This window comes from Microvirga sp. M2 (assembly GCF_047497095.1).
Classification (GTDB): domain Bacteria; phylum Pseudomonadota; class Alphaproteobacteria; order Rhizobiales; family Beijerinckiaceae; genus Microvirga.
The window spans coordinates 1,561,838-1,587,692 of record NZ_CP134064.1 but is presented as its reverse complement, the minus strand read 5'-3'; the positions used below and the strand labels follow the sequence as shown (position 1 = coordinate 1,587,692).

Genomic DNA, 25,855 nt, shown 5'->3' with positions numbered 1-25,855 from the left:
TCATCAGTGCAGCGGCTTGAAAGAGGCCCTCACTTCTTGGACGAAGAGGTCCGGCTGCTCCCAGGCCGCGAAATGCCCGCCTTTGTCGAGGCGATTGTAGTGAATCAGCTTGGGAAATGCCTGCTCGGCCCAACTCCGCGGAGCGGCGTAGATCTCATCCGGGAAAACGCTCACGGCGACCGGGATGGTGATGTGCTTCGGGGCGAAGAAGGCGAGCTTGTTCTCCCAGTACAGACGCGCCGACGAGACCGCCGTGTTCGTCAGCCAGTAGAGCGTGATGTTGTCGAGGATGTCGTCGCGCGTCAGACCCTCGGGTTGACCGTCGAAGACCCGCGCGATGAGTTCGTAACTGCGGATGTCGTGGTCGAGCATCCAGGCGGCAAGGCCAATGGGGGAATCCTCGATCCCGTACAGCGTCTGCGGGCGGTTGCTCATCTCCTGGGCATAGGCGAGGCCGTGCTTATAGAAGTAGGCGAGCTGATCGTAGGCATGTTTCTCGTCGGCGGAGAGGCCCGCCGGCGGCGGGCCGCCCTCCTGGAGCGCCTCGGCAATCTCATCGGGCACGGTGGCCGGCATGTTGGTATGAATGGCGAGCAGCTCCGGAGGAGCCTGCACCGCCATCTGCTCCGAGACCGCATCGCCCCAGTCGCCGCCTTGCGCCACGAACCGTGTGTAGCCGAGCCGTTTCATCAGCACGGCCCAGGCATGCGCGATGTGCTGAGGGTCCCAGCCCGGAGCGGTAGGCTGGCCGGAAAAGCCGTGGCCCGGCAGCGACGGGATCACCACGTCGAAGGCATCCGATGCGGCGCCGCCGTAGGCCGTGGGGTTGGTCAGCGGCTCGATGACCTTCAGCTGCTCGATGATCGAGCCGGGCCATCCGTGCGTGATGATCACCGGCAAAGCGTTCGGATGAGGCGAACGAACGTGGATGAAATGTATGTCCAGTCCGTCGATGGTCGTCGTGAACTGCGGCAAGGCGTTCAGTCTCGCCTCGATCTTGCGCCAGTCGTAATCCGTCGACCAATAGCGCGCGAGGGCTCGCATGGTTGCAAGCTGCACGCCTTGCGAGGGATCCGTGACCGTTTCCTGCTTGGGCCACTTGGTCGCGGCAATACGGCGCCGAAGGTCTGCGAGAGCCTCGTCGGGGATATGGACCTGGAAGGGGCGGATCGCGGTGTCCTCGGTCGCCGTGCCCGCCGGAGCAGGCTGCGCGGCCAGAGGCGTGGGGATCACAGCGACGGCGAGCAGAACGGCCGACGTGGCCAGAAACATCGCGGCTGGATTGGTAGGGAAGGACATCTTCATTCTCCCTGCATGCTGGTCAACTGGGATTTCGGACGGCCGGTGTCGCAGCGACTTCCAATGATGCGATCAACTTGGCGCCGGTCCGGATCGCGTACGCATAGGTCGACCCGTTGAACGTGTGGGCGGCGTGCATCATTCCCGGCGAAAAGGCGGCCGTCGCATCCGCGACAAAGGTCGCGTGATAACTCAATTCCCTGGCAACCCGGCCGGTGGATTCGATGCAGGTATTGATGCGGATCGAGCGGACGGCGGCATCTTGAGTCGCCATGCCGGCTTGGGCAGGATGTGCGGCCACGTTCGCAGGGACAAGACCAGTGGTGACTGCTGATGCGGCAAGAAACATCGCGGCTGAAGAGGTGAGAAAGGACATCGCCATTCCCTCTTGGTGGTCAAGCAAACGATGCAGTTCAGGCGCGAGGTCGGCAAAGCTGTCGATCAAAAGCGGCTCGTCAGGGAGCCGAGGTCCAACGCACGGACTATCGAACCCATGTAAACAGGATACGCCTCTTCGTTAGGACGGCAAGCGAGGCCGTAGTTGGAACCAGTCTCTCCACTCAGGCGTCCATTCAGGTCTGCCACGGCTGCGGTGATACGGCATCGCGATTGATGTCCTATACTTTAACGTTAGCGCATCGTGTGAAAAAGTGGATCCGGTTTCTCGCAAGAACGATGCGATCCCCTAGGACGGAGCATCGGATGCAATCCCAAAAGTTGAGTCCACTTTTCACACCCTATGCCCCAGCCGTAAAGCTCGCGCAATGGGTCCGCGAAGCGTAGCATTCATATCCGCCAAAGAGGCAAACTCAATTCAGAGGCTTCAGGTCTCCCAGCACGGTGGGGATCAGTTCAGAGACGGTCGGGTGAATGGGAACCGCCCATTGCAACACCGGGTAGGTCGCTCCCGCATTCATCATGTCCAGAATGCCGTGGATCGCTTCGTCCCCTCCCACCCCCAGGATGGCGGCTCCCAGGATCTGCTTCGTGTCCGCGTCGGCAACCACCTTCATGAAGCCCTTGGTCTCACCTTTCTCGATGGCCCGCCCGACCCGCGTCATCGGGCGTTTGGAGACCAGCAGCTTGCGGCCCGTGCGTCTCGCTTCAGTCTCCGACAGGCCGACGCGTCCGAGCGGCGGATCGATATAGAGGGCGTAACCCGGAATCCGGTCGCTCACCCGGCGGTTGTCGCCGTCGAGGAGGTTGGCGGCGACGATCTCGTAGTCGTTGTAGGCCGTGTGGGTGAAGGCTCCACGGCCGTTGCAGTCGCCCAGGGCCCAGATGCCGGGCACGTTGGTGGCCAGATTGTCATCGACTTGAATGTTGCCTCGGGCATCCGTCGCGACGCCCGCCACATCAAGACCGAGATCATCCGTGTTGGGCCTGCGCCCGACGGCCAGGAGCACATGAGAGCCGACCGTGAACGGTTCCCCGGACGTGCAATCGACATCGACCGCGACACCGTCCGCATGCGGCCGAAAGCCGATGCAGGTAGCGCTGGTGCGCACCGTGATCCCCTCGTCGGTGAGGATCTCCCTGACCGTCTCCGACACGTCTTCGTCCTCGCGGGCAATCAGCCGCGGCGCCATTTCGACGATTGAGACCTGGGCGCCGAAGCGGCGATACATCTGGGCGAACTCGAGCCCGATGTAGCTGCCGCCGACAACGACCAGATGCCGTGGCACGTGATCGAGCTTGAGGACCGACGTGTTGGTGAGATAGTCGACATGTCCGACGCCCGGCATGTCGGGCACGTTGGCGCGGCCCCCGACATTGAGGAAGATGCGCGGCGCTTGCAGGAGGCCGTCCTCGACCCGAACGGTGTCCGGCCCTTCGAGCCGGGCATGGCGTTCGATCACCGTGAGCCCAGCCATGCCGCGCAACCATGTCTCGATGTTCGTGCGAGCATTCGTCGAGACGGTCTCGGCGCGGGCCTTCACCCGCTTCATGTCGATCATGACGGGACACTCGAGCGTGATCCCGAACTCGGCGCCGCGACGGGCCAAGTGAGCGGCATAGGCGCTGGCGACCAGCGTCTTGGTCGGCATGCAGCCGGTGTTGACGCAGGTGCCGCCGAACAGCTTGCGCTCGACAATGGCGACCTTCATGCCGGCGGCGGTCAGCCGCCCGGCCAGGGATGGTCCTGCCTGTCCGGCCCCGATGACGATAGCGTCGAAGACTTGGGTCATGATACGGGCCTTACGGCTTCCAAGCGACCGGGATGACGATGATCTCGGGCTGCATGTCGGGCATCCGGGTTCTCGGGACCTCGCTTGCCGTTTTACCGGCCACAGAAGGACTGCCCATGTCTGGCTCCCTCGATTGAAGGATCTTCGGAGTGGCGAACCATGTCCAAGCGCGTGAACCACACGGCACTTGGTCGAACCGGGCACGCTCACGGTTACATCGTTCACGCGGGAGAGGAGCAATGCCCACAATGCTGTCGATCAAAGGCGGCGAGGCGGCCCGTCCACCACAGGGACCTTAACCCTTGCGAGTATGATACGCCTTCCCGCCTTGATGGAAAAGCGGCGCTGAACCGGATGCGGCCAAGGCTGGACGGAAGGTCCGCTCCAGGGAGGCTCAGTCACAAAGCGTGGCCGTGTGAAGGTCCGCTTACCTCCACGAATGCGGTCATTCGATCTGCTTTCGGGATGTGCCGGAAGCCGCCCATCCCAACGAATAGACCACGCTCGTATCTAAGTTCCTATCTCGACGGCAGCGATACGGGCCGGGCCACCTCGTCGAGTGAGGTCAGAAGGCGTTGCTCCACGCGCATGAGAAAGCGCCCGACCTCGTCTTCGTGCTTGTCGATGGCGGTGCCGTAAGACATGGTGCCCGCGGCTGCGCCAGGGGGCCGCAACAGCCTTCATGGCGGAGACAGGCTGTGCTTCGAAGGGCCCATGGACCTCGAGCGACAGGCGCTCGGCGGTCGCCCCGTTCGGGGCCTGCGAGCGTCGCTCCTCTCGCATAGCGACCTGCCCTTGATTGATGTGGGCTTCGGACAGGATGAGGCCATCCAACGGACTTGGGAGAGCCGGAGGCTTCCGTTATAGGAACCACGATCGGGGAAGCTCGAACGCAGACGCCGTTTCTTTTGGGTGTCCCACCGGCGATCAAGCACATTCACCTTTAGTTGCCGCAGATGGAGGCATCGCATGTTACGAAATATAGTTTTCGGGCAGGCCTATAACCTTCTGGAATAAAGTGCGCCGATTTTCGACTTTGACATAAGCTTGTCTGCCTTACAGCCTCTGGCCTCGGATGGGAGAACAAAGGCTATGAAGCGCAATATTTTATCGGCAACATCAGCTCTCGCTATGCTGGTATTCAGCGGCGCCTTCGCGGGCACGGCAGCCCAGGAGAAGGTGCTGCAGATCAGCGCCGGTGGTACCGATATCGCAACCCTCGACGCTCACCGGGCGAGCGCGACGACCGACAAAGCCTTGGTCGGCTGGATGTATAACGGTCTCGTTCGCTTCCCGCCGGGAAGCGCGGACCCGAAGGATCTGGAGTCCGATCTTGCCGAGCGTTGGGAGACCTCTGCCGATAGGAAGACTTGGACATTCTTTCTTCGCAAGGGTGTAAAGTTTCACGACAACTGGGGTGAACTCACGGCAGACGACGTCGTCTACTCGCTCAAGCGCGCTTCCGATGCCAAATCCTCCACCTTCGCGGCCAATTTCGCCAGCATCGATACCATCGAGAAGGTTGACGACTATACCGTACGGATCGCCTTGAAATACCCGGATGCGAACTTCCTCGGGACCGTATCCAACTACCATGGCGGCAACATCGTCAGCAAAAAGGCGGCAGAGGAACTTGGCGCCAAATATGCCTCCCAGCCCGTCGGCACAGGCCCGTTCAAATTCTCCGAGCATGTGACCCAGCAATACGTCAAGCTCGTTGCCCACAAAGACTACTTCCGCGGCGCTCCGAAGATCGATACGATCATGTATCGTATGATCCCTTCGGACAGTGCCCGCGAGCTTGCATTCTCGTCGGGCGAGCTGGACGTGATGTACGCGAAGCGCGAGCAGCGCTGGGTCAACACGGCACGCAAGCGCGGCAACATGATCGTGGATATCTTCCGCCCAGGCGAGTTTCGTACACTTCACCTGAACCGCAGCATTCCGCCGCTGGATGACGTTCGCGTCCGTAAGGCCATCGCGTATGCGGTGAATGTCGACGATATCGTGCGCTATGTCGGCAAGGATGTGGGCCCGAGGGGCTGCTCTGTCGTTCCTCCCGGCTATCTTGGTGAAGACTGCTCGGCGGGAAGCTACGAGTACAATCCAGAGAAGGCGAAGGCGCTGCTCGCTGAGGCCGGGCACGGCAACGGGCTCGTTATCAAGTCGGTTGTCTCCAATATCTCGGCACAGCTGCCGATCATGGAGATCGTGCAGTCACAGCTCGCCAAGGTCGGGATCAAGCTGGATATGAACGTGGTCGATCACCCGACATACCAGAGTCAGAGCAGAAAGGATGCGAGCGCCATCGTCTTCTACGGTGCGGCGCGCTTTCCGATCGCCGATACATATCTGACCGAATTCTATCACTCGAATTCCATTGTCGGCAAACCGACCGCAGTTGCCAATTTCTCCCATTGCGATGTGGCTGATGCGGAAATCGACGCGGCGCGCGCGGAGAGCGATCCGACGAAGCAGCTCGCGCTCTGGAAGGAGGCTCAGCGCAAGATCCATGAGGACGTCTGTTCCATTCCTCTGTTCGATCTTCAGCAGGTCTGGGCCCGCAATGAAAGAGTGGATCTGGGTTATGAGCTGAAGGGCGCCATGAACCTTGCTCCACCGATTACCGAGGCGACCACACTCAAGTCTCGCTAAGCAACTCGCGGGAGATGCGCTCGGCCGTTAGGCGCGTCTCCCCCAAAAATGTCTCGACGAGAGCCGCATTGCGGCTCTCGCGAACGCGACAGAGCTGGAAGTCGAACGGAATGAGGGGTTCGAACCGGCGGACGGCGACACGGCCCTTCATTCCGCTGATGAAGAGAGGATGAACCAGGGATACGCCAAGGCCCGCGGCGACGAATTCGCAGAGCGTGGGGGCCGTCGTTGTCATGAGGACGACATTCAGCCTGACAGAGTAGCTTTCGAATATAGATGTGATCCTCTGGCCGGTGGAGCTCTCCGGATCGAACGAGAGAAACGGTACATCATCCAGATCGTTGGGCTCGATCACGCTGCGTTCCGCAAGAGGATGGTCGAGCGGCATGACGCAGACGAGCGGATGCTCCATGAGCGGCTCGGTCATGATGTAGGGGTTATCGATCCTCGAACTGATGAGCCCGACGTCCAGCTTGCGGGTCACCAGCCAATCCGCGATCCATTGCGAGCTTCGCGTCTGAATCGCGCAATAGACGTTCGGGTACGAGCGGAGAAAGCTCATGGTCGCCTGCTGGATGAAGGCACCCGATAGCGCCGGCATCACGCCGACCAGCAATTGCCCCTGCTCCTCTCTGCGAATGACCGCAACGGCGTTCTCGATCTGCCGGATGCCGGCGAAGATTCTGTCGATCTCCTCGTAGAGGCGCATGCCCCGTTCCGTCGGCGCCAAGCGGCCCTTCACCCGATCGAAGAGCTTGAGGCCGGTATCCTCTTCCAGGTGGGCAATCAGCTTGCTGACCGCGGGCTGCGAGATGCTAAGCGTTTCCGCCGCTCGGCTGACTGTCCCATTCTCAATCACGGACTTGAACGCTTCGACTTGGCGAAGATTGAGCGGGCGACGCATTCTATAACCTCTGTGAATAGGCCGGCAATAATTACGACTTTGACGAAATAGACCCTGTCCACGTACCGTCCTGTTCTGCAAGAGGGAAATCAATGCAGACTGACGTTATCGTCATCGGAGCAGGAACTGTCGGAGCCGCAATAGCCTTCGGGTTGGCGCAACGGGGGCAGCGTGTCTTCGTGCTTGATGGCGATGATGGGGATTACCGCGCGGCGCGCGCGAACTTCGGCCTCGTATGGCTGCAGGGCAAAGGCATAAACATGCCTGCCTATCAGAAATGGACGCGGCACAGCGTCGATCTCTGGCCGGAGTTCAACGACGAGCTGACGAGCCTGACCGCAACCGATCTCCAATATGAAAACAACGGCGGCCTCGCTTTCTGCCTCGGTGAGGAAGGTGTCGAGAAGCGTCGGCAGTACCTCCACACCCTGTACGAGCAACGGTGCGGCAACGAGCTCGGTTTTGAAATGCTCGACCGGACGGCGCTCGAAAAGCTCCTTCCCCGTGTTCAATTCGGACCGGAGGTCAGCGGGGCGAGCCTGGGCCTGCATGATGGTCACGCCAATCCTCTGAAGTTGCTTGCTGCATTGCATTCCGGCGTCATCAAGCACGGAGGCGCCCTGCGCCACCGCAGCAGGGTTACAGAAATCATCCCCGGCTCGCAGGGCTTTACAGTTGATACGCAGGAGGAGCGCTTCTCCGCCTCCCGCGTGGTCATCGCCGCGGGGCTCGGATCCACGGCTCTCGCTGCGCAGGTCGGCCTCCATGTGCCGCTTCGCCCGCAACGTGGGCAGGTCCTTGTGACGGAGAGGATCGCACCTCTCCTGCCATTGCCCGCAAGTGGCCTGCGTCAGACCCGTGAGGGGACGATCATGATCGGTGCGACGCAGGAAGAAGTCGGCTTCGACACGTCGACAACGGGACACGCCGCCTCACTTCTCAGCCGCAAGACAGCGCAGCTGGTGCCCGCGCTTGCCGATCTCACGCTCGTCCGGCAGTGGGCCGGCCTGCGAGTCATGACCCCCGACAGCTATCCGGTCTACGCCCAATCGCCGCTCCATCCGGGCGCGTTCGTGGCTCTGTGCCATTCCGGTGTCACGCTCGCTGCCGTCCACGCCTCGATCCTTGCGGAGGCGATCATCGCAGGCGAGCTGCCCTCCACCCTTGCCCCCTTCCATCATAGGCGTTTCGATGTTCCGAAAGCTGCATGAGCCCTCCGAAAGGGCTGTTACCGTCTTCATTGACGGCGTTCCCGCGCCGGCAGAACAGGGCGAGAGCGTCGCCGCCGTGCTCCTGCGCGAGGCTCCACACTGGTCTCGCACGACGCCGGTGAACCAAAGCAAGCGCGCACCCTATTGCATGATGGGGGTCTGCTTCGAATGTCTCGCCATCGTCGACGGCGTCGCCTCCGTTCAAACCTGCCTGACCCCAGTGCGCGACGGCATGCGCATCGAGCGCCAATTCGGAAAGCGGAGTCTCAGCGCATGACCAGCGTAGATCTCTTGATTGTCGGCGCCGGTCCGGCAGGAATGGCCGCAGCCGTCGAAGCGCGGCGCCATGGGCTCGACGTGCTGGTGATCGATGACCAGCCGGAGCCCGGCGGTCAGATCTGGCGTTCTGTCGAAACGGTTGCGGCGGGACCGCGCGGTGCGCTCCTCGGCAAGGCTTACCAGTCCGGCAAGGCATGCGCGGAGGCATTCCGTGCCAGTGGTGCGAGGTATGAGCCGGGCACCCAGCTATGGCAGATCGAGGCCGGCTTTCGCGCCTTCGTGACTCGCAACAGGCAGGCGTCCGTGATCCAGGCGAAAAGCGTGATCCTGGCAACGGGGGCTCAGGAACGACCCGTGCCCTTTCCGGGCTGGACATTGCCGGGAGTCCTCACTGTCGGCGCAGCTCAGATCCTTCTGAAGACATCCGGACAAATTCCCAGTGCGCCCGTATGGATCGCAGGCAGCGGCCCATTGCCTCTCCTCTACATGGTCCAGCTCCTGCGTGCTGGTGGCAAGATTGCCGGATACCTCGACACGACTCCCCCAGGCCGGGGCCGAGCCGCCCTGCCCCATCTCGCCAAGGCAATCGGTGCGGCGGGCGATCTCCTGAAAGGACTTGCCTGGTGGGGGATGCTCCGCAAGGCCGGTATTCCAATCATCAAGCATGTCGCCGATATCGAAGCGACCGGCTCGGAGCGCATCGAGGCGATCCGGTATCGCACGCGGGACGGACAGGAGCGCACCGCTCCCGCGAGCGTCCTTCTCGTGCATGAGGGTGTCGTGCCGAGCATCCATGCGACGCTGGCCCTCGGCTGTGCGGTGGAATGGAGCGACGACCAGGAGTGCTACGTGCCGGTGCTGAACGCCTGGGGGGAGAGCTCCCAGTCCGGAATTTTCGTGGCAGGAGATGGAGCGGGCATCGCAGGTGCGCAGGCCGCACTGCATCGCGGGAAACTGGCGGGGCTCGGAGCGGCCATGAAAATCGGACGCATCGGCGAGCGCGCGGCGGAGGAGGCCTCGACGCCTGTCCGCCGGAAGCTCGCCCGGGAACTTGCACTCCGTCCGTTCCTGGACGCCATGTACAAACCCCGCCCCGAGGTATTTGCCCCGGCCGATGGAACGATCGTGTGCCGGTGCGAGGAGGTAACGGCCGCCGACATCCGCGCCATGGCGGCCGTGGGACGTCCAGGCCCCAATCAGGTCAAGGCCTTCACCCGTGCGGGGATGGGTCCCTGCCAGGGGCGGCAATGCGGTTACACGGTCACGCAGATCCTCGCGGCCGCGGAAGGGCGCCGGCCGAAGGATGTCGGTTTCTATCGTGTTCGTCCGCCGCTGAAGCCGGTGACGCTTGGCGAGCTTGCCTCACTTGAGCAGGAGAAGGCGTCGTGAGCAGGATCATTCCTGATACTGCGGTGATCGGTGGCGGGTTGCATGGCTTGTCGGCCGCGCTCCATTTGGCACGCGCCGGGCGGCGCGTCGTCGTTCTCGAAAAGTCATGGGTCGGCCGTCATGCCTCCGGCGCAACGGCGGCAGGCGTGCGGACCTTGGGGCGCGACCTCGCCGAGGTGCCGATCTCGCTCGAAGCCATGGACATGTGGCATAGAATTGAGGCGATCGTCGGCGACAGCTGCGGCTTCCATTCCTACGGCCAGCTGAGAGTCGCAGAGTTCGACGGCCATCTTCCGGCCTTGGAGCAGCGTGTCGACTCCATGCGCCAGCACGGCTACAGCCATGAGGAAATGATCGATCACTCGGAGCTGAGGCGCCTGGTTCCCGCCCTGAGCCCCCATTGTGTGGGCGCCCTCGTCGCGCGTCGAGACGGGGCTGCCGATCCGCACCGCACGATTCGAGCCTTCCGGCGCAGCTGCGAAGCCAGCGGCGTCGTTATCCATGAAGGCTGCGGCGTCACGGCCATTGAACAGCGCGGATCCGACTGGCACATCCGTACCGGTGAGCAGGAGTTTACAGTGCCGGTCATCGTGAACGCAGCCGGAGCGTGGGCGGCTCGGCTGGCCGCTATGGTTGGTGACGTCATCCCGCTAGGCCTCAAGGCCTCGATGATGATCGTCACCGAGCGCCTGGCTCCCTTGCTGGATCCGGTCGTCAGCGTTGTCGGCCGTTCCTTGTCCTTCAAGCAGTCGGATCAGGGAACTCTCGTGATCGGCGGGGGCCTTCAGGGCGGTGCCGATATCGACACGTTGAAGAGTACGGTGAACTTTATCGAACTCGCCAAAGGTGCGCAGGCTTCGACCGACCTCTTCCCGAGCGTTCGTGATGTTCGGATCGCCCGTACCTGGGCTGGAATGGAAGCCAAGACGAAAGACCTATTGCCCGTCATCGGTCCCTCCCCCAATGCGCCGGGCGTTTTCCATGCTTTCGGATTCTCCGGCCATGGCTTCCAGCTCGTACCCGTTGTCGGCTCCATCATAGCCGATCTCGTGGTCCAGGGCGAAACGCGGCGTCACATCAGCCCCTTCTCGGCAAAACGGCTCATGACGACACGAGCGGCAGCATGATCAGATACACCATCAAGCGGCTTCTGCTGGCAGTCCCCACCCTGTTCGTCATGCTGACGGCCATTTTCGTGCTGGTACGGCTTGTGCCTGGAGATGCGGCTTCCGTCATCCTCGGCGATCAGGCGACGGAGGATTCGCTCCGCGCCCTCCGCGCGCAACTTGGAATCGACCAGCCGGTCCACATCCAGTATTTGAGCTTTCTGGGAGACGTCTTGACCGGCAATCTCGGGCAGTCGCTCAGCAGTGGCCGCTCGGTGGTCCAGGAGGTCCTGCTCGTTCTGCCTTACACGATCGAGCTGACTCTGGCGTCGATCGTGATCGGCATCGTGCTCGGCCTGCCACTCGGCATCGTGACGGCAGTCCAGCGGAACGGCTGGGCCGATTATCTCGGCAGGCTCGTTTCTCTCGTGGGCCTTTCGTTTCCGGCCTTTGTCTCGGGAATCCTCCTTCTCATCGTGTTCGCCATTGAGCTCGGGTGGTTTCCCGTACTCAACTCCGGCAATAGCGGCGACCCGATCGAGCGCCTCCGCAACCTCGCACTGCCGGCGTTCAACCTCGGCATCATCATGATGGCCTATGTGGTGCGCGTGACCCGCTCCTCCATGCTGGGAGTGCTCGGGGAGGACTACATCCGTACGGCACGTGCGAAAGGCGTGCGTCCGGCGAAACTCATCCTCCGACATGCCCTGAGAAACGGGCTCATTCCCATCATCACGGTCGTCGGTCTCTACTTCGGCACCCTGATCGGCAACTCGGTGCTGACGGAGATCATCTTCAACCGTCCGGGTCTGGGCAAGTTGATCCTCGGCGCGCTCAATGCCCGCGACTACACGTTGCTGCAGGGTCTGATGATCATATTCGCCATCTGCGTGATCATCGTGAATACCTTGACCGATCTCGCTTATGGCCTCGTTGATCCAAGGGTGAAGTACAAATAATGGCTAGTGCTGTCTCCTCCTCACCCGCACGGCCCGGGGGCCTCTGGCTGGCGTTCTCCAGGAATCGCCTGTCATGGGTCGGGCTCGTCCTCCTCGCGGCCATCATCCTGGTTGCAATCTTCGCACCACTGATCGCTCCATATGACCCGCTGGAGCAGAACATCGTTGCCCGACTTGAGCCGCCATCGGCGGAGTTCCTGCTCGGCACGGACAGTTATGGACGCGACGTTCTCTCCCGTCTGATTTACGGCACACGGATCTCGCTTACCGTCGGTTTCATCGCAATCCTGATTGCCATGTCGATCGGCTCCGCGATCGGCATTCTCGCGGGCTACGTGGGTGGGCTCTTCGACCAGATCGTGATGGGCCTGCTTGACGTCATGCTGTCCTTCCCGACCCTTCTGCTCGGCCTGATGATCGCGGCAATGCTCGGGGCGAGTCTGGAGAATCTCATCATCGCCATTGCGATCACCGAGATTGCTCCTTTCGCCCGCATTGCCCGCGCACCGACGATTGCTCTCAAGCAGAGGGACTTCGTTGAAGCCGGCAGAGCCTTGGGCTTCGGCCCTATCCGCATCATGGGGGTCCATATCCTGCCGAACATGATCTCCGACGTGGTGGTCATGGGCTCCCTTTGGATGGCGTCGGCCATCCGGACGGAAGCCTCGCTCAGCTTCATCGGTCTTGGCGTGCCGCCGCCGACCGCCACCTGGGGAGGCATGATCCGTGAGGGATTTGAGAACATCCTGGATGCGTGGTGGCTCGCCGTCTTCCCGAGCCTCGCCATCCTCCTCACCGTCCTTGCGCTCAATCTCCTGGGTGATGCGCTACGGGACGCAATCGACCCGAAGCTTAGGGCCGAGTGATCCGCCATGACGCAAACTCAAGAAACAGCCCTCGATATCCGCGGCCTGCGTACCGAATTCCGCATCGGCGGTCGGTGGTATCCCGCTGTCCGGGATCTGTCGCTCTCGGTCGCGAAGAACGAAACGCTTGCCATCGTCGGCGAGTCCGGGAGCGGCAAGAGCGTCACGGCCCTCTCGATCCTGCGGCTTCTGCCGCAGGCCGGTGCCCGAATCGGCGCCGGCGAGATCCGGTTCGACGGGCAGGACCTCGTCCGGCTCTCCGAGCGCGAGATGAGCAATATCCGCGGCAACTCGATCGCCATGATCTTTCAGGAGCCGATGACATCGTTGAACCCGACGATGTCTGTAGGAGAACAGATCGCCGAGGCCATCACGATCCATCGGAAGGTGTCGCAGTCCGAGGCCATGGCCGAAGCGCTTCGCCTTTTGAAGGAGGTGAAGATTCCTTCGGCGGAGAGCCGCCTGCACGACTATCCCCATCAGTTCTCTGGCGGCATGCGCCAGCGTGTGATGATCGCCATGGCGCTCGCATGCCGCCCCAAGGTGCTCCTAGCGGATGAGCCGACCACGGCTCTCGACGTGACCATCCAGGCTCAGGTGCTGATGCAGCTCGACGAGCTGAAGGAGACCTACGGCATGTCCGTCCTGTTCATCACGCATAATCTCGGCGTGGTGGCGCAGATCGCGGACCGCGTCGCGGTGATGTATGCGGGCGAGGTCGTAGAGCTTGCCACGGTCGATGCATTGTTCGCGCAACCCACTCACCCATACACATCGGCGCTCCTGCGCGCCATGCCGCGCGCGGACCGGGCGACCGACAATCTTGAGCCGATCCCAGGCAGCGTGCCTGCCGTCACCACCATGCCCGGCGGCTGCGCCTATTTTCCGCGCTGCCCTTACAGGCAGCCGAGCTGCGAGGAAAAACGGCCGGAGCTTATGCCCTTGGACGACACCGGACACCTTGTCCGTTGTCCTGTTCGCCTTGCCAAAGGAAGAGGCTGATGACCATGGGAACTGGAAACGGGAATCTCGAGGTCCGAAACCTCGCGAAACACTTTACGATTGGCGGCGGGCTTTTCGGCCCCGAGCGGAAGATCGTCCGGGCCGTCAACGACGTATCGTTCACCATTCCGAAGGGAACATCCGTCGGACTGGTCGGTGAGTCCGGTTGCGGGAAGTCGACCGTCGCGCGCTCGCTGCTTCGACTGATCGAGCCGGATGCGGGATCGGTCATCTTCGACGGGATCGATGTGAGAGCGGCCAAGGGCAGCGCACTGCGTCAACTCCGGCGTCGCATGCAAATCGTCTTTCAGGACCCCTACTCGTCCCTCAATCCGCGCCGCACCATCCGCCAGGCACTCGAAGAGCCATTGCGCGTGCATGGGCTCGCTTCAGGCCGGGAGGCCTCCGAGAGGGCGGAAATGGCGATCGCCGAAGTCGGCTTGCCGAAGGAGGCCATCGACCGCTACCCGCACGAGTTTTCCGGCGGCCAGCGGCAGCGCATCGGCATCGCGCGTGCCCTCGTGCTCGATCCGGAGCTCATCGTCGCCGACGAGCCGGTCTCGGCCCTCGACGTGTCCGTGCAGGCGCAGATCCTTCGCCTGCTCGAGAGTCTGCGCGAGCGACGCGGCCTTTCCTTCCTGTTCGTCTCGCATGACCTTGGCGTCGTACGACATTTCTGCGAGCGCGTCTGCGTCATGTATCTCGGGCGCATCGTGGAGCAGGGTAAGACAGCCGACGTGCTCGACACGCCTTTGCACCCTTACACGAAGCTCTTGCGCGACAGTTCTCCGGTGCCGGATCCGTCGGCACGCCTCACCCTGACCAAGATCATGGGCGAGGTCCCCTCGCCGGCCAATCCGCCTCCGGGTTGCACGTTCCATCCTCGCTGCCCCCGGGCTGCCGGTTCGTGCATGACCGACATTCCCGCCCTCGACGAGCACGGCCCCGGCCGCCTGGCTGCCTGCTACCGCCCTGAACTCTGGCCGAACCCGCGGACCGTCACCGCCGCAGGCTAAAACTCTCGACCTCGGATAGGTTCGCGCAGCCACCGGCCCGCGAATTCCACATGGAGAATACAATGCGTGTCGCAATCGCCGGTGCGGGAGGCATCGCCTTTGCCGCTGCGGCCTTACTCATCGAGAACGGCCATGACCCTATCCTCTGGTCGCCATCCGGGCAGCGGACCAAGGATCTCGCCGCCGGGCAGGCCCTCACGACAACCGGTGCGGTTTCCGGGACCTATCGTCCAAAGGTCGCCTCCTCGGCTTCGGGGTTGGTCTCCGGCGCCGATGCGGTCCTGATCGCGCTTCCTGCCTATGGCCATCGTACGGTCATGGACGCCATCGCGCCCCATGTGACGGACGATCAGGTCGTGATCATCAGTTCTCACGCATCGTTCGGAGCGCTCTACCTGTCCAAGAAGCTCGCCGAACTGGGGACAAAGGCCCCCATCGTGGCGTGGGGAACGACGGTCACCACGGGACGACAGAAGAGTGGAACCGAGGTTCACGTCTCCACAGTGCGAAGCAAGGTCGATATGGCGACTGTTCCTCTTTCGGCCAGTGAGCGGGGCCTCGCCATGTGCCGCGCGCTGTTCGGCGATCGCTTCAACGAAAAGGACGATCTGCTCGCCATTGCGCTGAGCAACTTGAATCCGCAGAACCATATGGGCATCGCGCTGTGCAACCTGACGCGCATGGAGCGCGGCGAGACCTGGGGACAGCACCAGAACGTAACGACAGCCGTCGGGCGCCTCTTCGAGGCTCTTGACGAGGAGCGTCTGAACATTGCTCACAGCTTCGGTCTGTCGGTGCGGACGGTTCGCGAGCATTATCATTTCTCCTACGGAGTCCCCATGGGGCCGGTTGGTGACATGGCCCAGGTCCTGGCGGAGCGGGGCGGTGGCCCCACGGGCCCCGCTACTCTCGATACCCGCTACGTGACGGAGGATGCGCCCTTCGGCCTTCTGCCGACAGTGCTGCTCGGCAAACTGACCCAGACGCCCGCTACGCTTCACGAAGCCGGTTTGAACGTTTTCTCAGCCCTTTATGGCCGTGACTTCCGCGAAGAGAACGATCTCCTGCCGGAACTTGGTCTCGAGAGCCTGTCGAAATCCGATCTCCAGCGTCTGGCCCGTGAGGGTTGGCGCGGCACTGCATGAGGCGTAGAAGTCTCCTGAACCTTGCACCAAGCCATATCCATGACGCTTATGACGAAGCTATGCTCCCATTCTAGAGGAGCTCATCGTTTGAGCCGAAAACCGGATCCACTGTTCCGCGCGATGCGCTAAAGGGTTGATAACGATGCCTATCGAAGCGAATCCCAATGCTCTGATCGACCTGCGGAGCGATACCGTGACACGCCCGACGCGCGGCATGCTTGAGGCGATGAGCGCCGCATCGGTCGGGGATGATGTCTGGGGCGACGATCCCACCGTCAACAGGCTGGAACAGGTGGTCGCGGAACAGGCAGGCAAGGAGGCGGCAGTCTTCTTTCCCACTGGAACGCAGAGCAATCTCGCGGCTTTGATGGCCCATTGTCAGCGCGGCGACGAATATATCGTCGGGCAGGACGCCCACACCTACCGGTACGAAGGCGGGGGCGCGGCCGTCCTGGGGAGCATCCAGCCTCAGCCTATCGAAAATGCGCCCGATGGCACCCTGCCGCTCGAGAACGTCCGCGCCGCGGTCAAACCCGACGATTCCCACTTCGCCCGGACCCGGCTTCTGGCTCTCGAGAACACGATCGGCGGCAAGGTTCTCCCCGAATCCTATGTGCAGGAGGCCGAGCGGTTAGTGCGGGCTCTTGGCATCGGGTTTCATCTCGACGGGGCACGAGCCTGGAATGCCGGCGTTGCGAGCGGCCGCTCGATTGCGGACATCTGTGCGCCTTACGATTCGGTGTCCCTCTGCTTCTCGAAGGGCCTAGGCGCGCCGATCGGGTCCGTGCTCGTTGGCAGCAGGGATCGCATGGATGCCGCGCGACGGTGGCGGAAGGTACTGGGCGGAGGCATGCGCCAGAGTGGCTATCTCGCTGCGGCCTGTCAGTATGCTCTCGACCACCACGTCCGCCGGCTGAGCGACGATCACGCCAATGCGCAGATCTTGGCAGCAGGGCTCGGTGATATTGACGAGATCCGCGTGAAAGCGGCCGCGACCAACATGGTCTTTGCCGAAGTCCCCGCCGATCACTGCGATCCCTTGCGGAACTATCTGCGCGACAACGGCATCCTTGCCGCGATCGGTCGGTCCACCCGGTTCGTCACGCATCTGGACGTCGGAACGGACCAGATGCACCGCGTGGTTCGCACGATCAAGGACTACTTCCAGATTCAAAGAAGCGGACGATCCGGTGTGGCAGAGGTCATGAGCAAACAGACAGGAGAATCCACCCCTTACAGTTCCAACTAATGTAAGGTCCGCCACACCTCCTGAGACTACCAAAAACGCTTGCAGTCGCAAAGAGTTGCGTGTTGAGCGCGCTGGAACTCGAACCCAGGACCCTCTGACTGAAAGTCAGGTGCTCTACCGGCTGAGCGATGCGCTCCCAAAGATGAGACCGCCTTGGCTCAAAGAAGAACCGTTACCCGATGGTCGAACCAGGGTGTGCACCGATGTCACGATGCGACGCAGACTCGGCAAGGAACCTCCCGCGAGGCTTGGGTTTAATCTCTTTGCGAAGAGGAGAAGTCCTGATGAAAGCGTCTGTTCTACTTTCCGCGATCAGCCTCGCCGTTCTTGCCCTGCCGGCTTCCGGTCATGCGCAGGGAGTTGTCCGCGGAGCCCAGCAGGGGGCAGCTGCCGGACACAGAGCGGCCGGCCCAGTGGGCGGGGTTGTCGGCGGCGCGGTTGGAGGCGTGGCGGGAGGCGTGGTCGGCGGTGTGAAGGGTGTGCTTGGCATCCCACAGAACACCGGCAGCATCCACCGGCATCGCACGTATCACAAGAGGCGCACGGCTCATTACCACGGCTAGATCGGCATCGGCCAAACCCAGAACCCGGTTGGTGCGGCCATGAGGCGGCCGGGCGGGGTCGATGCCGTCCGGCCCTCTTTGCCGGAGTGCCGTCACCCTTCACCCGGCCGTGACAAAAGAGAGGATCGAGCGGATGTCGGTCTCGTCTTCAGGCCCGCTGCATGCGTACTTGACCGGCGACGGACGGGACGGCCGCGGGCGATGTGCGGGTGATGTGCTCCTCCTGCCCGACGAGACACTGGAAGAGCTCCATGACTACATCCAGTGGCTGTTTCCCTTGGCCACCCGCAGCGCCGCCCAACCCAATGCACCCGTTCTGACGAAGGCCGAGATCGACGCCATCAAGGCCGATCCCCGGGCCGTGGCGACCCTCCAGCGAGCAGCGGAACGGATGCTGCAGTTCTACAGTCGGACAGGCTGGTGGCTCACAGGGCAGGACCACAATCACCTGCGGATCACCCGCATCATTCGCAGCCTGAGGCTGCTCGTGGGCCCGGACGCGGCGCAAGCCTTTCACCAGGACATCCTGTCCCTCCACGATAGCGCGGGCGCTCCGGTTAATCCCCGCAGCTTGCAGTTCTGGGCCGAGGCCGCCCACGATTGAGGCGGCAGCTTCGCCCAAGGGAATTGGCAGAGCGTTACGCCACATTTGCACTCGTCGCTTCAGGGTTGCTGTGACATGTCCAGGTTACGGCAACAGAGTCCTCTTCCACAGAGATCCGGATCTGCCGAAGGCTCGTCGGACGGTGGTTCGAGGACTATGACCTGCTTGAGGTGGCGTCCGCATCGGAGGCTTGCCTCGAATTCAAAGCCTATGGGAACGAGATACAACGAGCTGGATCTGATCTTGCAGGCCAGTGGACAATGGGGCGCGGTAACGAAGATACTCCATAACAAAAATATCGTATCCTCGGGAGGCCGTCGCTGTGAACCCCTGGTTGGCTCTCCTCTCCTGCATGATCATTGGGGTGCCGTCCGGAATGATGCGGACTTCGGCAAGGCTTTCAGAGCCGATCTTTAACCGGGCGAGTCCCTTGGCCTTGGGGTGATCGCGCTCGAGGCAATCCTGGGGGAGAGAATTCCTCGGTCGCCAGAACGGCTCGACCATCCACTGTTTCCCTGTTGCAGCCCGGCCGAAGCGGTGCTGTCATGTCGGGATGGCGCCCGGTCGACGAAGGCAACGCTTCGAGCCGCACCGTGGCATGCCGGTATCCGGAGCATCGGTCTCGACCAACGGGCACGGTCGTCCCACGCCGATGACCCACGCACACGGGCAGCCTTACGAGGCGGACCGCTCTGCCCGGGCTGCGCCTGTCGTGAATCCAATCGACAGCGCATCGAATGGTGGGCACACTTGAGACCTCCGCCCTATCGAAGGTATGCGATGCTCGATGTTCCCGGACGCGATCTCTCGGCCAAGGAGCCGCCTCCGTCCCAACAATCCGTGAGCCAAACTCCTGGGCTCACGACAACGACGCAGGTGCTCGCTGCCATTGCCCTGCTCGGTGCGCTCAAGGTCGGCCTGCTCACCTCTCTGCTGGCTGGCTTGCTGGTCCATGAACTGGTGCATGCCTTGGCTCCGCGTCCCAGCACCCTCGTGACCCGCAGGGCCGGCAAGATCCTGATCGTGTCGCTGCTCGCGATGCTCGTTGTCGTCGTCATCGGCGCCGCGATCCTCGGGCTGGTATCCTTGCTGTCCGATGGTCCGGACAGCCTGGCGATCCTGCTGCGGCGCATGGCCGAGGTGATCGAGAGCGCCCGTCCCCTGCTGCCCGATTGGCTCGGCAGCTATGTTCCGGCCGACCCTCAGGAGTTGAAGGGTGCTGCCTCGGCCTGGCTGCGTGAGAATGCAGGCCAGCTCCGGCTGGTCGGACAGGACGTTTGGTGGGCCCTGGTCCACATCGTTGTCGGCATGATCATCGGGGCCATGATCGCGGTCAGCCATGAGGCGGGCGACACCGAGACCGGTCCTCTGGCGGAAGCGTTACGAGAGCGGGCGCGCCTGCTCGGTGAGGCCTTCCGCAGTATCGTGTTCGCGCAAGTGCGGATCTCCGCCCTGAACACCGCTCTGACGGGCCTGTACCTGCTCGGCCTCGTGCCGCTGATCGGAATCCAGCTCCCGCTGACGAAGACCTTGATTGCCATGACCTTCATCGCTGGGCTTCTTCCAGTGGTCGGCAACCTGATCTCCAATACTGCGATCGTGATCGTCAGCCTCAGCGTATCTCCGCTGCTGGCGATGAGCTCGCTTCTGTTCCTGATCGCAATTCACAAGCTGGAGTATTTTGTGAACGCTCACGTGATGGGAACCCACATCAGAGCGCGTGCCTGGGAGCTTCTCGTGGCTATGCTCGTCATGGAGGCTGTGTTCGGGATCGCCGGCTTGGTGGCGGCCCCAATCTATTATGCCTATCTGAAGAACGAACTCGCGGCGCGTGAACTCATCTGAACATTGTCGGGCGTGAATGGAGAGGGGCCGTTCATCCCGCAGCCAATGCTCCCCTCGTTCGGCCTACAGCATCGGGTGTGACATCGAACCCACATCCGATGCCCCAAAGCTTCTCGTGTCGAGCATCTTGTCACGCAGAACAGGTTCCCTCTGCTGCGCTCGATGATCCAGGCTGCTGTGCTTGCCCGGCTGCCTGGATGTTGCGTGGGATCAGCACGGGTCATGCTCGATATTCTGGATCAGAGCCACCGCAATGCCAACGGAGCCAAGCGCCTGCTGCGGAAGCTGAACAAGAAGCAGAGGAAAGCGCCTCGCATGATGATCACCGATAAGCTGGCCAGCGATGGAGCGGCCGAACACGAGATGATGCCAGTGTCGAATATCGTCAGCATCGTGGCGTGAAAAGCCAAGCAGTAAACAGTCACCAACCGACCCGCCCACGGGGGCGCGCGATGAAGGGCTTCGAACAGGCCAGGCAAGCTTTTCCGCCGTTCCGCCAACACCAACGACGCCGAACGCCGCGAGACCTGCTCCCCGGCCTTTACGGCGTGGGCCGAAGTGACAGGCTTTGCCGTCAGCCCGTTAAATCGACAGCGGCTCGGCCGCTCGTCTGGTTCAGGTTGACAGAGGAGTTGGATGGTTCATCCTCTCGATCTCGGACAGTGCGGAGGAGCCATGGGCACGCACGTCTCACCCGAGGTATCACGGCGCAAGGCTCCTGGTCCAAAGGGCCTGCCGCTCCTCGGAAGCTTGCCCGACCTCGGACGCGATGTCCTGGGATTCTTTACACAGTGCGCACGCCGATATGGCGATGTCGTCAGCTTTCACCTGGCTGCTTGGCCAGCCCTTCTCCTCAACCATCCCGACTTGGTGGAATACGTCCTGGTCAAAAATCACCAGAACTTCGTCAAGCACCGCTTCTTCTGGCGCCATGTCGAAGCCATCTTCGGTCAGGGACTGCTCACCGGCGAGGGGAAATTCTGGCACCAGCAGCGGCGTCTGGCAGCGCCCGCTTTTGCGGCGTCACGGATGAACCGCTACGGCGATACCATGGTGCAATATACCGAGCGCATGCTCGGGCAATGGCAATCCGGGCAGGTTCTCGACGTGCACCAGGAGGCGATGGCGCTGACCCTGCAGATCGCCGCTAAGACCCTGTTCGATGCCGAGACGAGCCAGGATGTGGCTGAGGTCAGCCGGGCCATCGATGAGGTCATGGAGCAGATCTCAATCCGGTTCCGGCGTCCGTTCTGGATTCCCGATGCGATTCCACTCCCCGGCAATCTCCGCTACCGGCGCAGCGTGCAGCGTCTGGATCAGTTGGTGGCCCGAATGATCGCGGATCGGCAGAACAAGAGTGAGGATCGCGGCGATCTCCTGTCCCAATTGACGTTCGCATGCGACGAGGCAGGTCAGCCCATGAGTGTGCGCCAGATCCGAGACGAGGTGATCACCATGCTCCTGGCCGGGCATGAGACCACAGCCCTGGCCCTTTCCTGGACCTGGTATCTCCTTGGGTTGCATCCCGCTGCAGATGCGCAGCTTGCAGAGGAGGCGCATACGGTTCTGGGAGAGCGGTCACCGACAGTCGATGATCTGCCCCACCTTCAGTTCACTGAACAGGTGGTGAGCGAGGCCTTGCGACTGTACCCGCCCGCCTACGCCCTTGGTCGCGAGGCGCTGGCCGATTGTGAAATCGGCGGGTACTACGTGCCGGCCGGCACCACGGTTTACGTGAGTCCTTGGGTGATGCACCGGGATCCGCGATGGTTCCCCGACCCACAGTCCTTCCGGCCTGAACGGTGGGCACGCAATCTAAGAAAGAAACTGCCACGCTTTTCCTATCTGCCGTTCGGTGGGGGGCCACGCATCTGCATCGGGAGCCGGTTTGCCATGACGGAGGCGGTGCTGATCCTCGCAACCGTGGCTCAACGGTTTCGGCTGGAATGGCAAACGGGCCGACCGGTTCAGCCGAAGCCTTCCATCACGCTCCGCCCTGGCGGTGGGGTTTGGGTCAGGCTGGTCTCTCGACCGATCGAGGGCGTCGCCAGAGAACACAGGTCAGGGCATCCGGAGCTCCCTCCTAAAGGGGAGCGCCGTGCGGACCCGTAGGGCCACGTTCGTGAAAACCGGGGCCGCACGATGCGCTAGCCGCGCCGCTCGGTCAATCCAGCAGCCGTCAGCTTATCGGGACGGTTTCTGGTTTTGGTTCTCCTGCCGGTCATTCTTGTTTGCCTCGTGGTGCCCAACGATGCATCCGGCCACCGCGCCGAGTTTGCCGTGACCTGCCACATGCCCCGCAGCGCCGCCAACTATGGCTCCTTTGATGCAGCCCTTGGCTTCGGCTGAAGCCACCCCGCTCAGAGTGGCGATGACGAGAAAACCTGGAATGAGAATCTGTTTCATGACATATTTCAGTAGCTAGAGCAGCGTGAGAAGAAGTGGAAACCGGTTCTTCGCGAAGAACGATGCTTCATCAAAGAGATCCGAGCACCAACGCCTGCAGCGAGCAGGTGGTTCAGGAAGATCCATACCGGGACGCCCAGGGCAGCCATGACCTACGGGGATGGAACTGTTCACCCGGCACCGCCAAATTAACGCGGCCGTATCGAGATGCTGGCATACGCGCATGGATGAACCCCATCCGTCATCCTCGCTATGTCTGCCTCGGTTTCACGCCGAGGTCATCAGCCACGTTGCGTGGCTGTATTTCCGGTTCCCTTTGAGTCTGCGCATGGTTGAAGAAACATGAAGTTCAAATAGACGATGGGAGCGCCCCATATGGCGGTGCCATCGGTAGCACTCATGCTGGCCTGAATTGACGAATCCCGGCTCATAGCCTCGTTGGGGCAACTTGATCAGAGTTCATGCCTAGCCCGCCCATGAGCACGTATTTCATTTCGATGAACTCATCGATTCCGTGGAGCGAGCCCTCCCGGCCGAGCCCGGATTCCTTGACACCGCCAAAAGGTGCGACCTCGGTGCCTAGAATCGCGGAGTTCACGCCGACCATGCCATATTCAAGCTCATCAGCGACGCGAAAGGCGCGACCAAGATCCTTCGTATAGAAATAGGCCGCAAGACCGAATGGCGTGTCGTTAGCCAAAGCGACGACTTCAAGTTCATCCTTGAATCGGTAAATCGGCGCGAGCGGTCCAAACGTCTCCTCGCGCGTCACCAGCATCTTCGTTGTCACCCCGGTGATTACGGTTGGCTCAAAGAAGGTGCGCCCAAGCGCGTGGCGCTTGCCTCCCACGGCCACCGTACCGCCCTGCGCGATCGCATCTGCGACATGCCGCTCGACCTTCTCGACCGCCGTGTCGTTAATCAGCGGCCCTTGCATCACGCCTGTCTCAACGCCATTGCCGACCTTCATGCTCGCGACTTCGCCAGCGAACTTCTTGACGAATGCGTCATGGATGCCTTCCTGTACGAGGAGGCGGTTGGTGCAGACGCAAGTCTGGCCCATGTTGCGGAATTTTGCCGCAATCGCTCCAGCGACGGCCGCGTCGAGATCGGCATCGTCGAAGACGATGAATGGTGCATTGCCGCCTAGTTCCAGTCCGACTTTCTTCACTGTCGAGGCCGCCTGCTGCATCAGCAGCTTGCCGACCGGAGTCGATCCGGTGAAGCCGATGAAGCGCACTGCTGGATGCGAAGTCATGACCTTGCCAATTGCAACGGCGTCGCCGGTCACAATATTGATGACGCCCTTAGGGAAGCCTGCTCGCTCGGCAAGTGCCACTAAAGCCAATGCGGTGAGCGGAGTGTCGGGGGCAGGCTTGACCACGAAGGTGCAGCCGGCCGCGAGCCCTGGCGAGCACTTTCGGGTGATCATCGCCGCCGGAAAGTTCCAGGGCGTGATCGCGGCGCAGACGCCGACGGGCTGCTTCCGCACAATGATCTGCGAGTCCGGGAAGGGTGACGGAATGGTTTCGCCATAGATGCGTTTGGCTTCCTCAGCGTAAAACTCGACAAAGGAGGCGGCGTAGGCAACCTCGCCACGCGCCTCAGCCAATGGCTTGCCCTGTTCGGCCGTCATGATCCGGGCCAGATCCTCCTGGTTCGCCATAATGAGTTCGAACCATTTGCGGAGAACCGCCGACCGCTCCTTGGCGCGCCTCTTGGCCCAGGGTTTGAAGGCCCTTTGGGCGGCTTCGACGGCTGCAATTGTCTCGGCCTCTCCGAACCGCGGAACCTGCGCCAGCAACTCGCCGGTCGCCGGATTGTCCACCGCATCGATGCCTTCTCCGCTCCAAGCGCCGTCGATATAGCACTGGGAGCGAAGGAGAGAGGGATCACGGAGGTTCAGGCGCTCGAAAGCTGAGGTCATCGAGAATTCTCCTCCCGATCGAGAGCGACAACGGTAAGGGAGCCCCTCATCGGGTCGCTCTCCGGGATGAATATTATGGGAACGTACAACCCGCGAAAATATCGGCTTGATGTCGCTACTGTTCACCAAGTCCGTTGTCGTGGGAGATCTGGTCGCATCCGAACCGCATTCGCAGTTTCCTACGCGACGTGCATGTATTTCGCGAAACGTCGTTGGGCGATCGATGTTATCGCTGGAATCACCCCGATATCTCCGGGCCTTCCAGGCATTCCTCCAGTTGCCGGAGTAGACTCTGTAGTTCGGCTAGACGTTCGCTTCCATATCGTCCGGCGATCTCCCGGTAAATCGCCTCCGACTCGACCCCTGCGCGCTCGATCAAATCAAGACCCTGAGGTGAGATTGATATGATCCCCCGGCGCAAATCCGACGATGACGTTCGCCGTAGAATAAGTCCCCTTTCATCGAGGTCCTTCAGAATTCGTGATAAGCTGGAGGGCAGCAGGAATGTCGCCTCGGCCAACTCAGTAACCTCAAGGCTCTCCTGGGATGTCAGAGCACGAAGTATACGCCATTGCTGCTCCGTAATGCCAAAGCGCCGTAGACTGGCCCGGAAATGCCGCATGACCGCTTCGCGAGCCCTGAGTAAGGACATGGGAAGCGACTTTGAAAAGTGCCTGATGCGGACGCGAGCCCCGGACTGATCGGCATCCTTGGGCGTAGATCCGGAACTTCGGGAGATGCGTTCGGCCATGAAAATTCCCGGGAATGGGGCGCGACACTGAACAGGTCAATACCGCGCCGATTACTGATTAAGACGCCACTTTCTCAGGAATTCCACGTCGCGTTAAGTAGTCGCGATAGTTGCTCACCTTGAAATTCAGCGTTTCGTCGGCCTCCTCCATCTGAACAGAGATGCCGAGCGGCCTCGAAGCGCTGGTCGTGGCGAGAAAATCCTTCACCGCTTCGAAGACCCGGCTCGCGGCCGCCTTCTTGGCCTCGTCGGAACGGCCCGTCGCAATCCGCAGGAGCACATGCACGAACGCGTTGTCAGGGTGTCCGTCGACGATCAGGTAATTGGCGACAGGGACGCCACGGGTACGAGCACCTGCGAAAGGGAAAACCGTCCCATCGCCTATCAGCGCGTTCTGTGTCGTCTTAAGGAGGCCGGGAATATCGACGCCATCTTCAAGATTCGTCGAGTACTCAACCCAAATATGAGGCATGTGAGAGATCCTTTGCTG

Annotated in this window: 26 protein-coding genes and 1 tRNA gene; 15 read left to right on the top strand and 12 right to left on the bottom strand. The window is 61.9% G+C overall.

Going from position 1 to position 25,855, the window contains the following annotated elements:
- Nucleotides 1–3: 3 nt before the first annotated feature.
- The 4 genes from RE429_RS27010 to RE429_RS26995 all read right to left on the bottom strand — a co-directional run bounded on the left by RE429_RS27010 (nt 4) and on the right by RE429_RS26995 (nt 4,132).
- Complete coding sequence (locus tag RE429_RS27010; protein WP_414474796.1) at nt 4–1,299, bottom strand: epoxide hydrolase family protein; 1,296 nt, start codon at nt 1,297–1,299, stop codon at nt 4–6.
- Nucleotides 1,300–1,321: 22 nt separating this feature from the next.
- Nucleotides 1,322–1,744, bottom strand: a complete 423-nt coding sequence (locus tag RE429_RS27005; protein ID WP_414474795.1) for a hypothetical protein — start codon at nt 1,742–1,744, stop codon at nt 1,322–1,324.
- 364 nt (nt 1,745–2,108) lie between these two features.
- Nucleotides 2,109–3,488, bottom strand: a complete 1,380-nt coding sequence (locus RE429_RS27000; protein WP_414474794.1) for an FAD-containing oxidoreductase — start codon at nt 3,486–3,488, stop codon at nt 2,109–2,111.
- A 518-nt stretch (nt 3,489–4,006) separates the two neighbouring features.
- A complete protein-coding gene (locus tag RE429_RS26995) occupies nt 4,007–4,132 on the bottom strand; it encodes a hypothetical protein (RefSeq protein WP_414474793.1) in 126 nt (41 codons plus the stop codon).
- A 448-nt stretch (nt 4,133–4,580) separates the two neighbouring features.
- Here RE429_RS26995 and RE429_RS26990 point away from each other — a divergent pair, with 448 nt between their 5' ends.
- Entirely contained in the window at nt 4,581–6,143 is a 1,563-nt protein-coding gene (locus RE429_RS26990; protein ID WP_414474792.1) for an ABC transporter substrate-binding protein, read from the top strand.
- Here RE429_RS26990 and RE429_RS26985 read toward each other — a convergent pair.
- Nucleotides 6,130–7,047, bottom strand: a complete 918-nt coding sequence (locus RE429_RS26985) for a LysR substrate-binding domain-containing protein (protein WP_414474791.1) — start codon at nt 7,045–7,047, stop codon at nt 6,130–6,132. The two genes, RE429_RS26990 and RE429_RS26985, sit on opposite strands and share 14 nt — an antisense overlap.
- Before the next feature lie 92 nt (nt 7,048–7,139).
- Between RE429_RS26985 and RE429_RS26980 the strand changes: the two genes are divergently transcribed.
- The 10 genes from RE429_RS26980 (at nt 7,140) to ltaE (ending at nt 17,269) form a co-directional block, all read left to right on the top strand.
- Entirely contained in the window at nt 7,140–8,258 is a 1,119-nt protein-coding gene (locus RE429_RS26980; RefSeq protein ID WP_414474790.1) for an NAD(P)/FAD-dependent oxidoreductase, read from the top strand.
- Complete coding sequence (locus tag RE429_RS26975) at nt 8,239–8,535, top strand: (2Fe-2S)-binding protein (RefSeq protein WP_414474789.1); 297 nt, start codon at nt 8,239–8,241, stop codon at nt 8,533–8,535. Before RE429_RS26980 ends, RE429_RS26975 begins: the two co-directional genes overlap by 20 nt.
- Nucleotides 8,532–9,926: an NAD(P)/FAD-dependent oxidoreductase gene (locus tag RE429_RS26970; protein WP_414474788.1), complete on the top strand. Its 1,395-nt coding sequence runs from the start codon at nt 8,532–8,534 to the stop codon at nt 9,924–9,926. Before RE429_RS26975 ends, RE429_RS26970 begins: the two co-directional genes overlap by 4 nt.
- Complete coding sequence (locus RE429_RS26965; protein WP_414474787.1) at nt 9,923–11,053, top strand: NAD(P)/FAD-dependent oxidoreductase; 1,131 nt, start codon at nt 9,923–9,925, stop codon at nt 11,051–11,053. The genes RE429_RS26970 and RE429_RS26965 overlap by 4 nt, the downstream gene beginning before the upstream one ends.
- Nucleotides 11,050–11,991, top strand: a complete 942-nt coding sequence (locus tag RE429_RS26960) for an ABC transporter permease (RefSeq protein WP_414474786.1) — start codon at nt 11,050–11,052, stop codon at nt 11,989–11,991. The genes RE429_RS26965 and RE429_RS26960 overlap by 4 nt, the downstream gene beginning before the upstream one ends.
- Nucleotides 11,991–12,857 carry an ABC transporter permease gene (locus RE429_RS26955; RefSeq protein ID WP_414474785.1) on the top strand — a complete coding sequence of 289 codons (867 nt, stop codon included), beginning with the start codon at nt 11,991–11,993 and terminating at the stop codon, nt 12,855–12,857. Before RE429_RS26960 ends, RE429_RS26955 begins: the two co-directional genes overlap by 1 nt.
- A 6-nt stretch (nt 12,858–12,863) precedes the next feature.
- The gene (locus RE429_RS26950; protein ID WP_414474784.1) at nt 12,864–13,859 is read left to right on the top strand and encodes an ABC transporter ATP-binding protein; all 996 of its coding nucleotides are present in this window, start codon (nt 12,864–12,866) and stop codon (nt 13,857–13,859) included.
- A complete protein-coding gene (locus RE429_RS26945; RefSeq protein ID WP_414474783.1) occupies nt 13,859–14,875 on the top strand; it encodes an ABC transporter ATP-binding protein in 1,017 nt (338 codons plus the stop codon). The genes RE429_RS26950 and RE429_RS26945 overlap by 1 nt, the downstream gene beginning before the upstream one ends.
- A 62-nt stretch (nt 14,876–14,937) precedes the next feature.
- Nucleotides 14,938–16,020 (top strand): NAD/NADP octopine/nopaline dehydrogenase family protein, encoded by a 1,083-nt coding sequence (locus RE429_RS26940; protein WP_414474782.1) that lies wholly within the window; start codon nt 14,938–14,940, stop codon nt 16,018–16,020.
- Nucleotides 16,021–16,189: 169 nt separating this feature from the next.
- A complete protein-coding gene (gene ltaE / locus RE429_RS26935) occupies nt 16,190–17,269 on the top strand; it encodes a low-specificity L-threonine aldolase (RefSeq protein ID WP_414475952.1) in 1,080 nt (359 codons plus the stop codon).
- A 63-nt stretch (nt 17,270–17,332) separates the two neighbouring features.
- Here ltaE and RE429_RS26930 read toward each other — a convergent pair.
- Both RE429_RS26930 and RE429_RS26925 read right to left on the bottom strand, forming a co-directional pair.
- Nucleotides 17,333–17,405: transfer RNA gene (locus RE429_RS26930), tRNA-Glu, on the bottom strand.
- Nucleotides 17,406–17,568: 163 nt separating this feature from the next.
- Nucleotides 17,569–17,790 carry a hypothetical protein gene (locus tag RE429_RS26925; RefSeq protein ID WP_414474781.1) on the bottom strand — a complete coding sequence of 74 codons (222 nt, stop codon included), beginning with the start codon at nt 17,788–17,790 and terminating at the stop codon, nt 17,569–17,571.
- A gap of 175 nt (nt 17,791–17,965) precedes the next feature.
- Between RE429_RS26925 and RE429_RS26920 the strand changes: the two genes are divergently transcribed.
- Nucleotides 17,966–18,436 carry an opioid growth factor receptor-related protein gene (locus tag RE429_RS26920; RefSeq protein ID WP_414474780.1) on the top strand — a complete coding sequence of 157 codons (471 nt, stop codon included), beginning with the start codon at nt 17,966–17,968 and terminating at the stop codon, nt 18,434–18,436.
- A 201-nt stretch (nt 18,437–18,637) separates the two neighbouring features.
- Here RE429_RS26920 and RE429_RS26915 read toward each other — a convergent pair whose 3' ends face one another.
- Complete coding sequence (locus tag RE429_RS26915) at nt 18,638–18,940, bottom strand: hypothetical protein (protein WP_414474779.1); 303 nt, start codon at nt 18,938–18,940, stop codon at nt 18,638–18,640.
- 276 nt (nt 18,941–19,216) lie between these two features.
- Here RE429_RS26915 and RE429_RS26910 point away from each other — a divergent pair, with 276 nt between their 5' ends.
- From RE429_RS26910 to RE429_RS26900, 3 genes are all read left to right on the top strand, one after another.
- Nucleotides 19,217–20,281: an AI-2E family transporter gene (locus RE429_RS26910; RefSeq protein WP_414474778.1), complete on the top strand. Its 1,065-nt coding sequence runs from the start codon at nt 19,217–19,219 to the stop codon at nt 20,279–20,281.
- 162 nt (nt 20,282–20,443) lie between these two features.
- The gene (locus RE429_RS26905; RefSeq protein ID WP_414474777.1) at nt 20,444–20,683 is read left to right on the top strand and encodes a hypothetical protein; all 240 of its coding nucleotides are present in this window, start codon (nt 20,444–20,446) and stop codon (nt 20,681–20,683) included.
- Between the two features lie 234 nt (nt 20,684–20,917).
- On the top strand, nt 20,918–22,393 hold the full coding sequence (locus tag RE429_RS26900; protein ID WP_414474776.1) for a cytochrome P450: 1,476 nt from the start codon (nt 20,918–20,920) through the stop codon (nt 22,391–22,393).
- A gap of 72 nt (nt 22,394–22,465) precedes the next feature.
- Here RE429_RS26900 and RE429_RS26895 read toward each other — a convergent pair whose 3' ends face one another.
- From RE429_RS26895 to RE429_RS26880, 4 genes are all read right to left on the bottom strand, one after another.
- Entirely contained in the window at nt 22,466–22,687 is a 222-nt protein-coding gene (locus tag RE429_RS26895) for a hypothetical protein (protein ID WP_414474775.1), read from the bottom strand.
- 427 nt (nt 22,688–23,114) lie between these two features.
- The gene (locus RE429_RS26890) at nt 23,115–24,614 is read right to left on the bottom strand and encodes an NAD-dependent succinate-semialdehyde dehydrogenase (RefSeq protein WP_414474774.1); all 1,500 of its coding nucleotides are present in this window, start codon (nt 24,612–24,614) and stop codon (nt 23,115–23,117) included.
- Nucleotides 24,615–24,852: 238 nt separating this feature from the next.
- Nucleotides 24,853–25,236, bottom strand: coding sequence for a MarR family transcriptional regulator (locus RE429_RS26885; protein WP_414475951.1), 384 nt, complete (start codon nt 25,234–25,236; stop codon nt 24,853–24,855).
- A gap of 187 nt (nt 25,237–25,423) precedes the next feature.
- On the bottom strand, nt 25,424–25,837 hold the full coding sequence (locus tag RE429_RS26880; protein ID WP_414474773.1) for a hypothetical protein: 414 nt from the start codon (nt 25,835–25,837) through the stop codon (nt 25,424–25,426).
- Nucleotides 25,838–25,855: the final 18 nt, after the last annotated feature.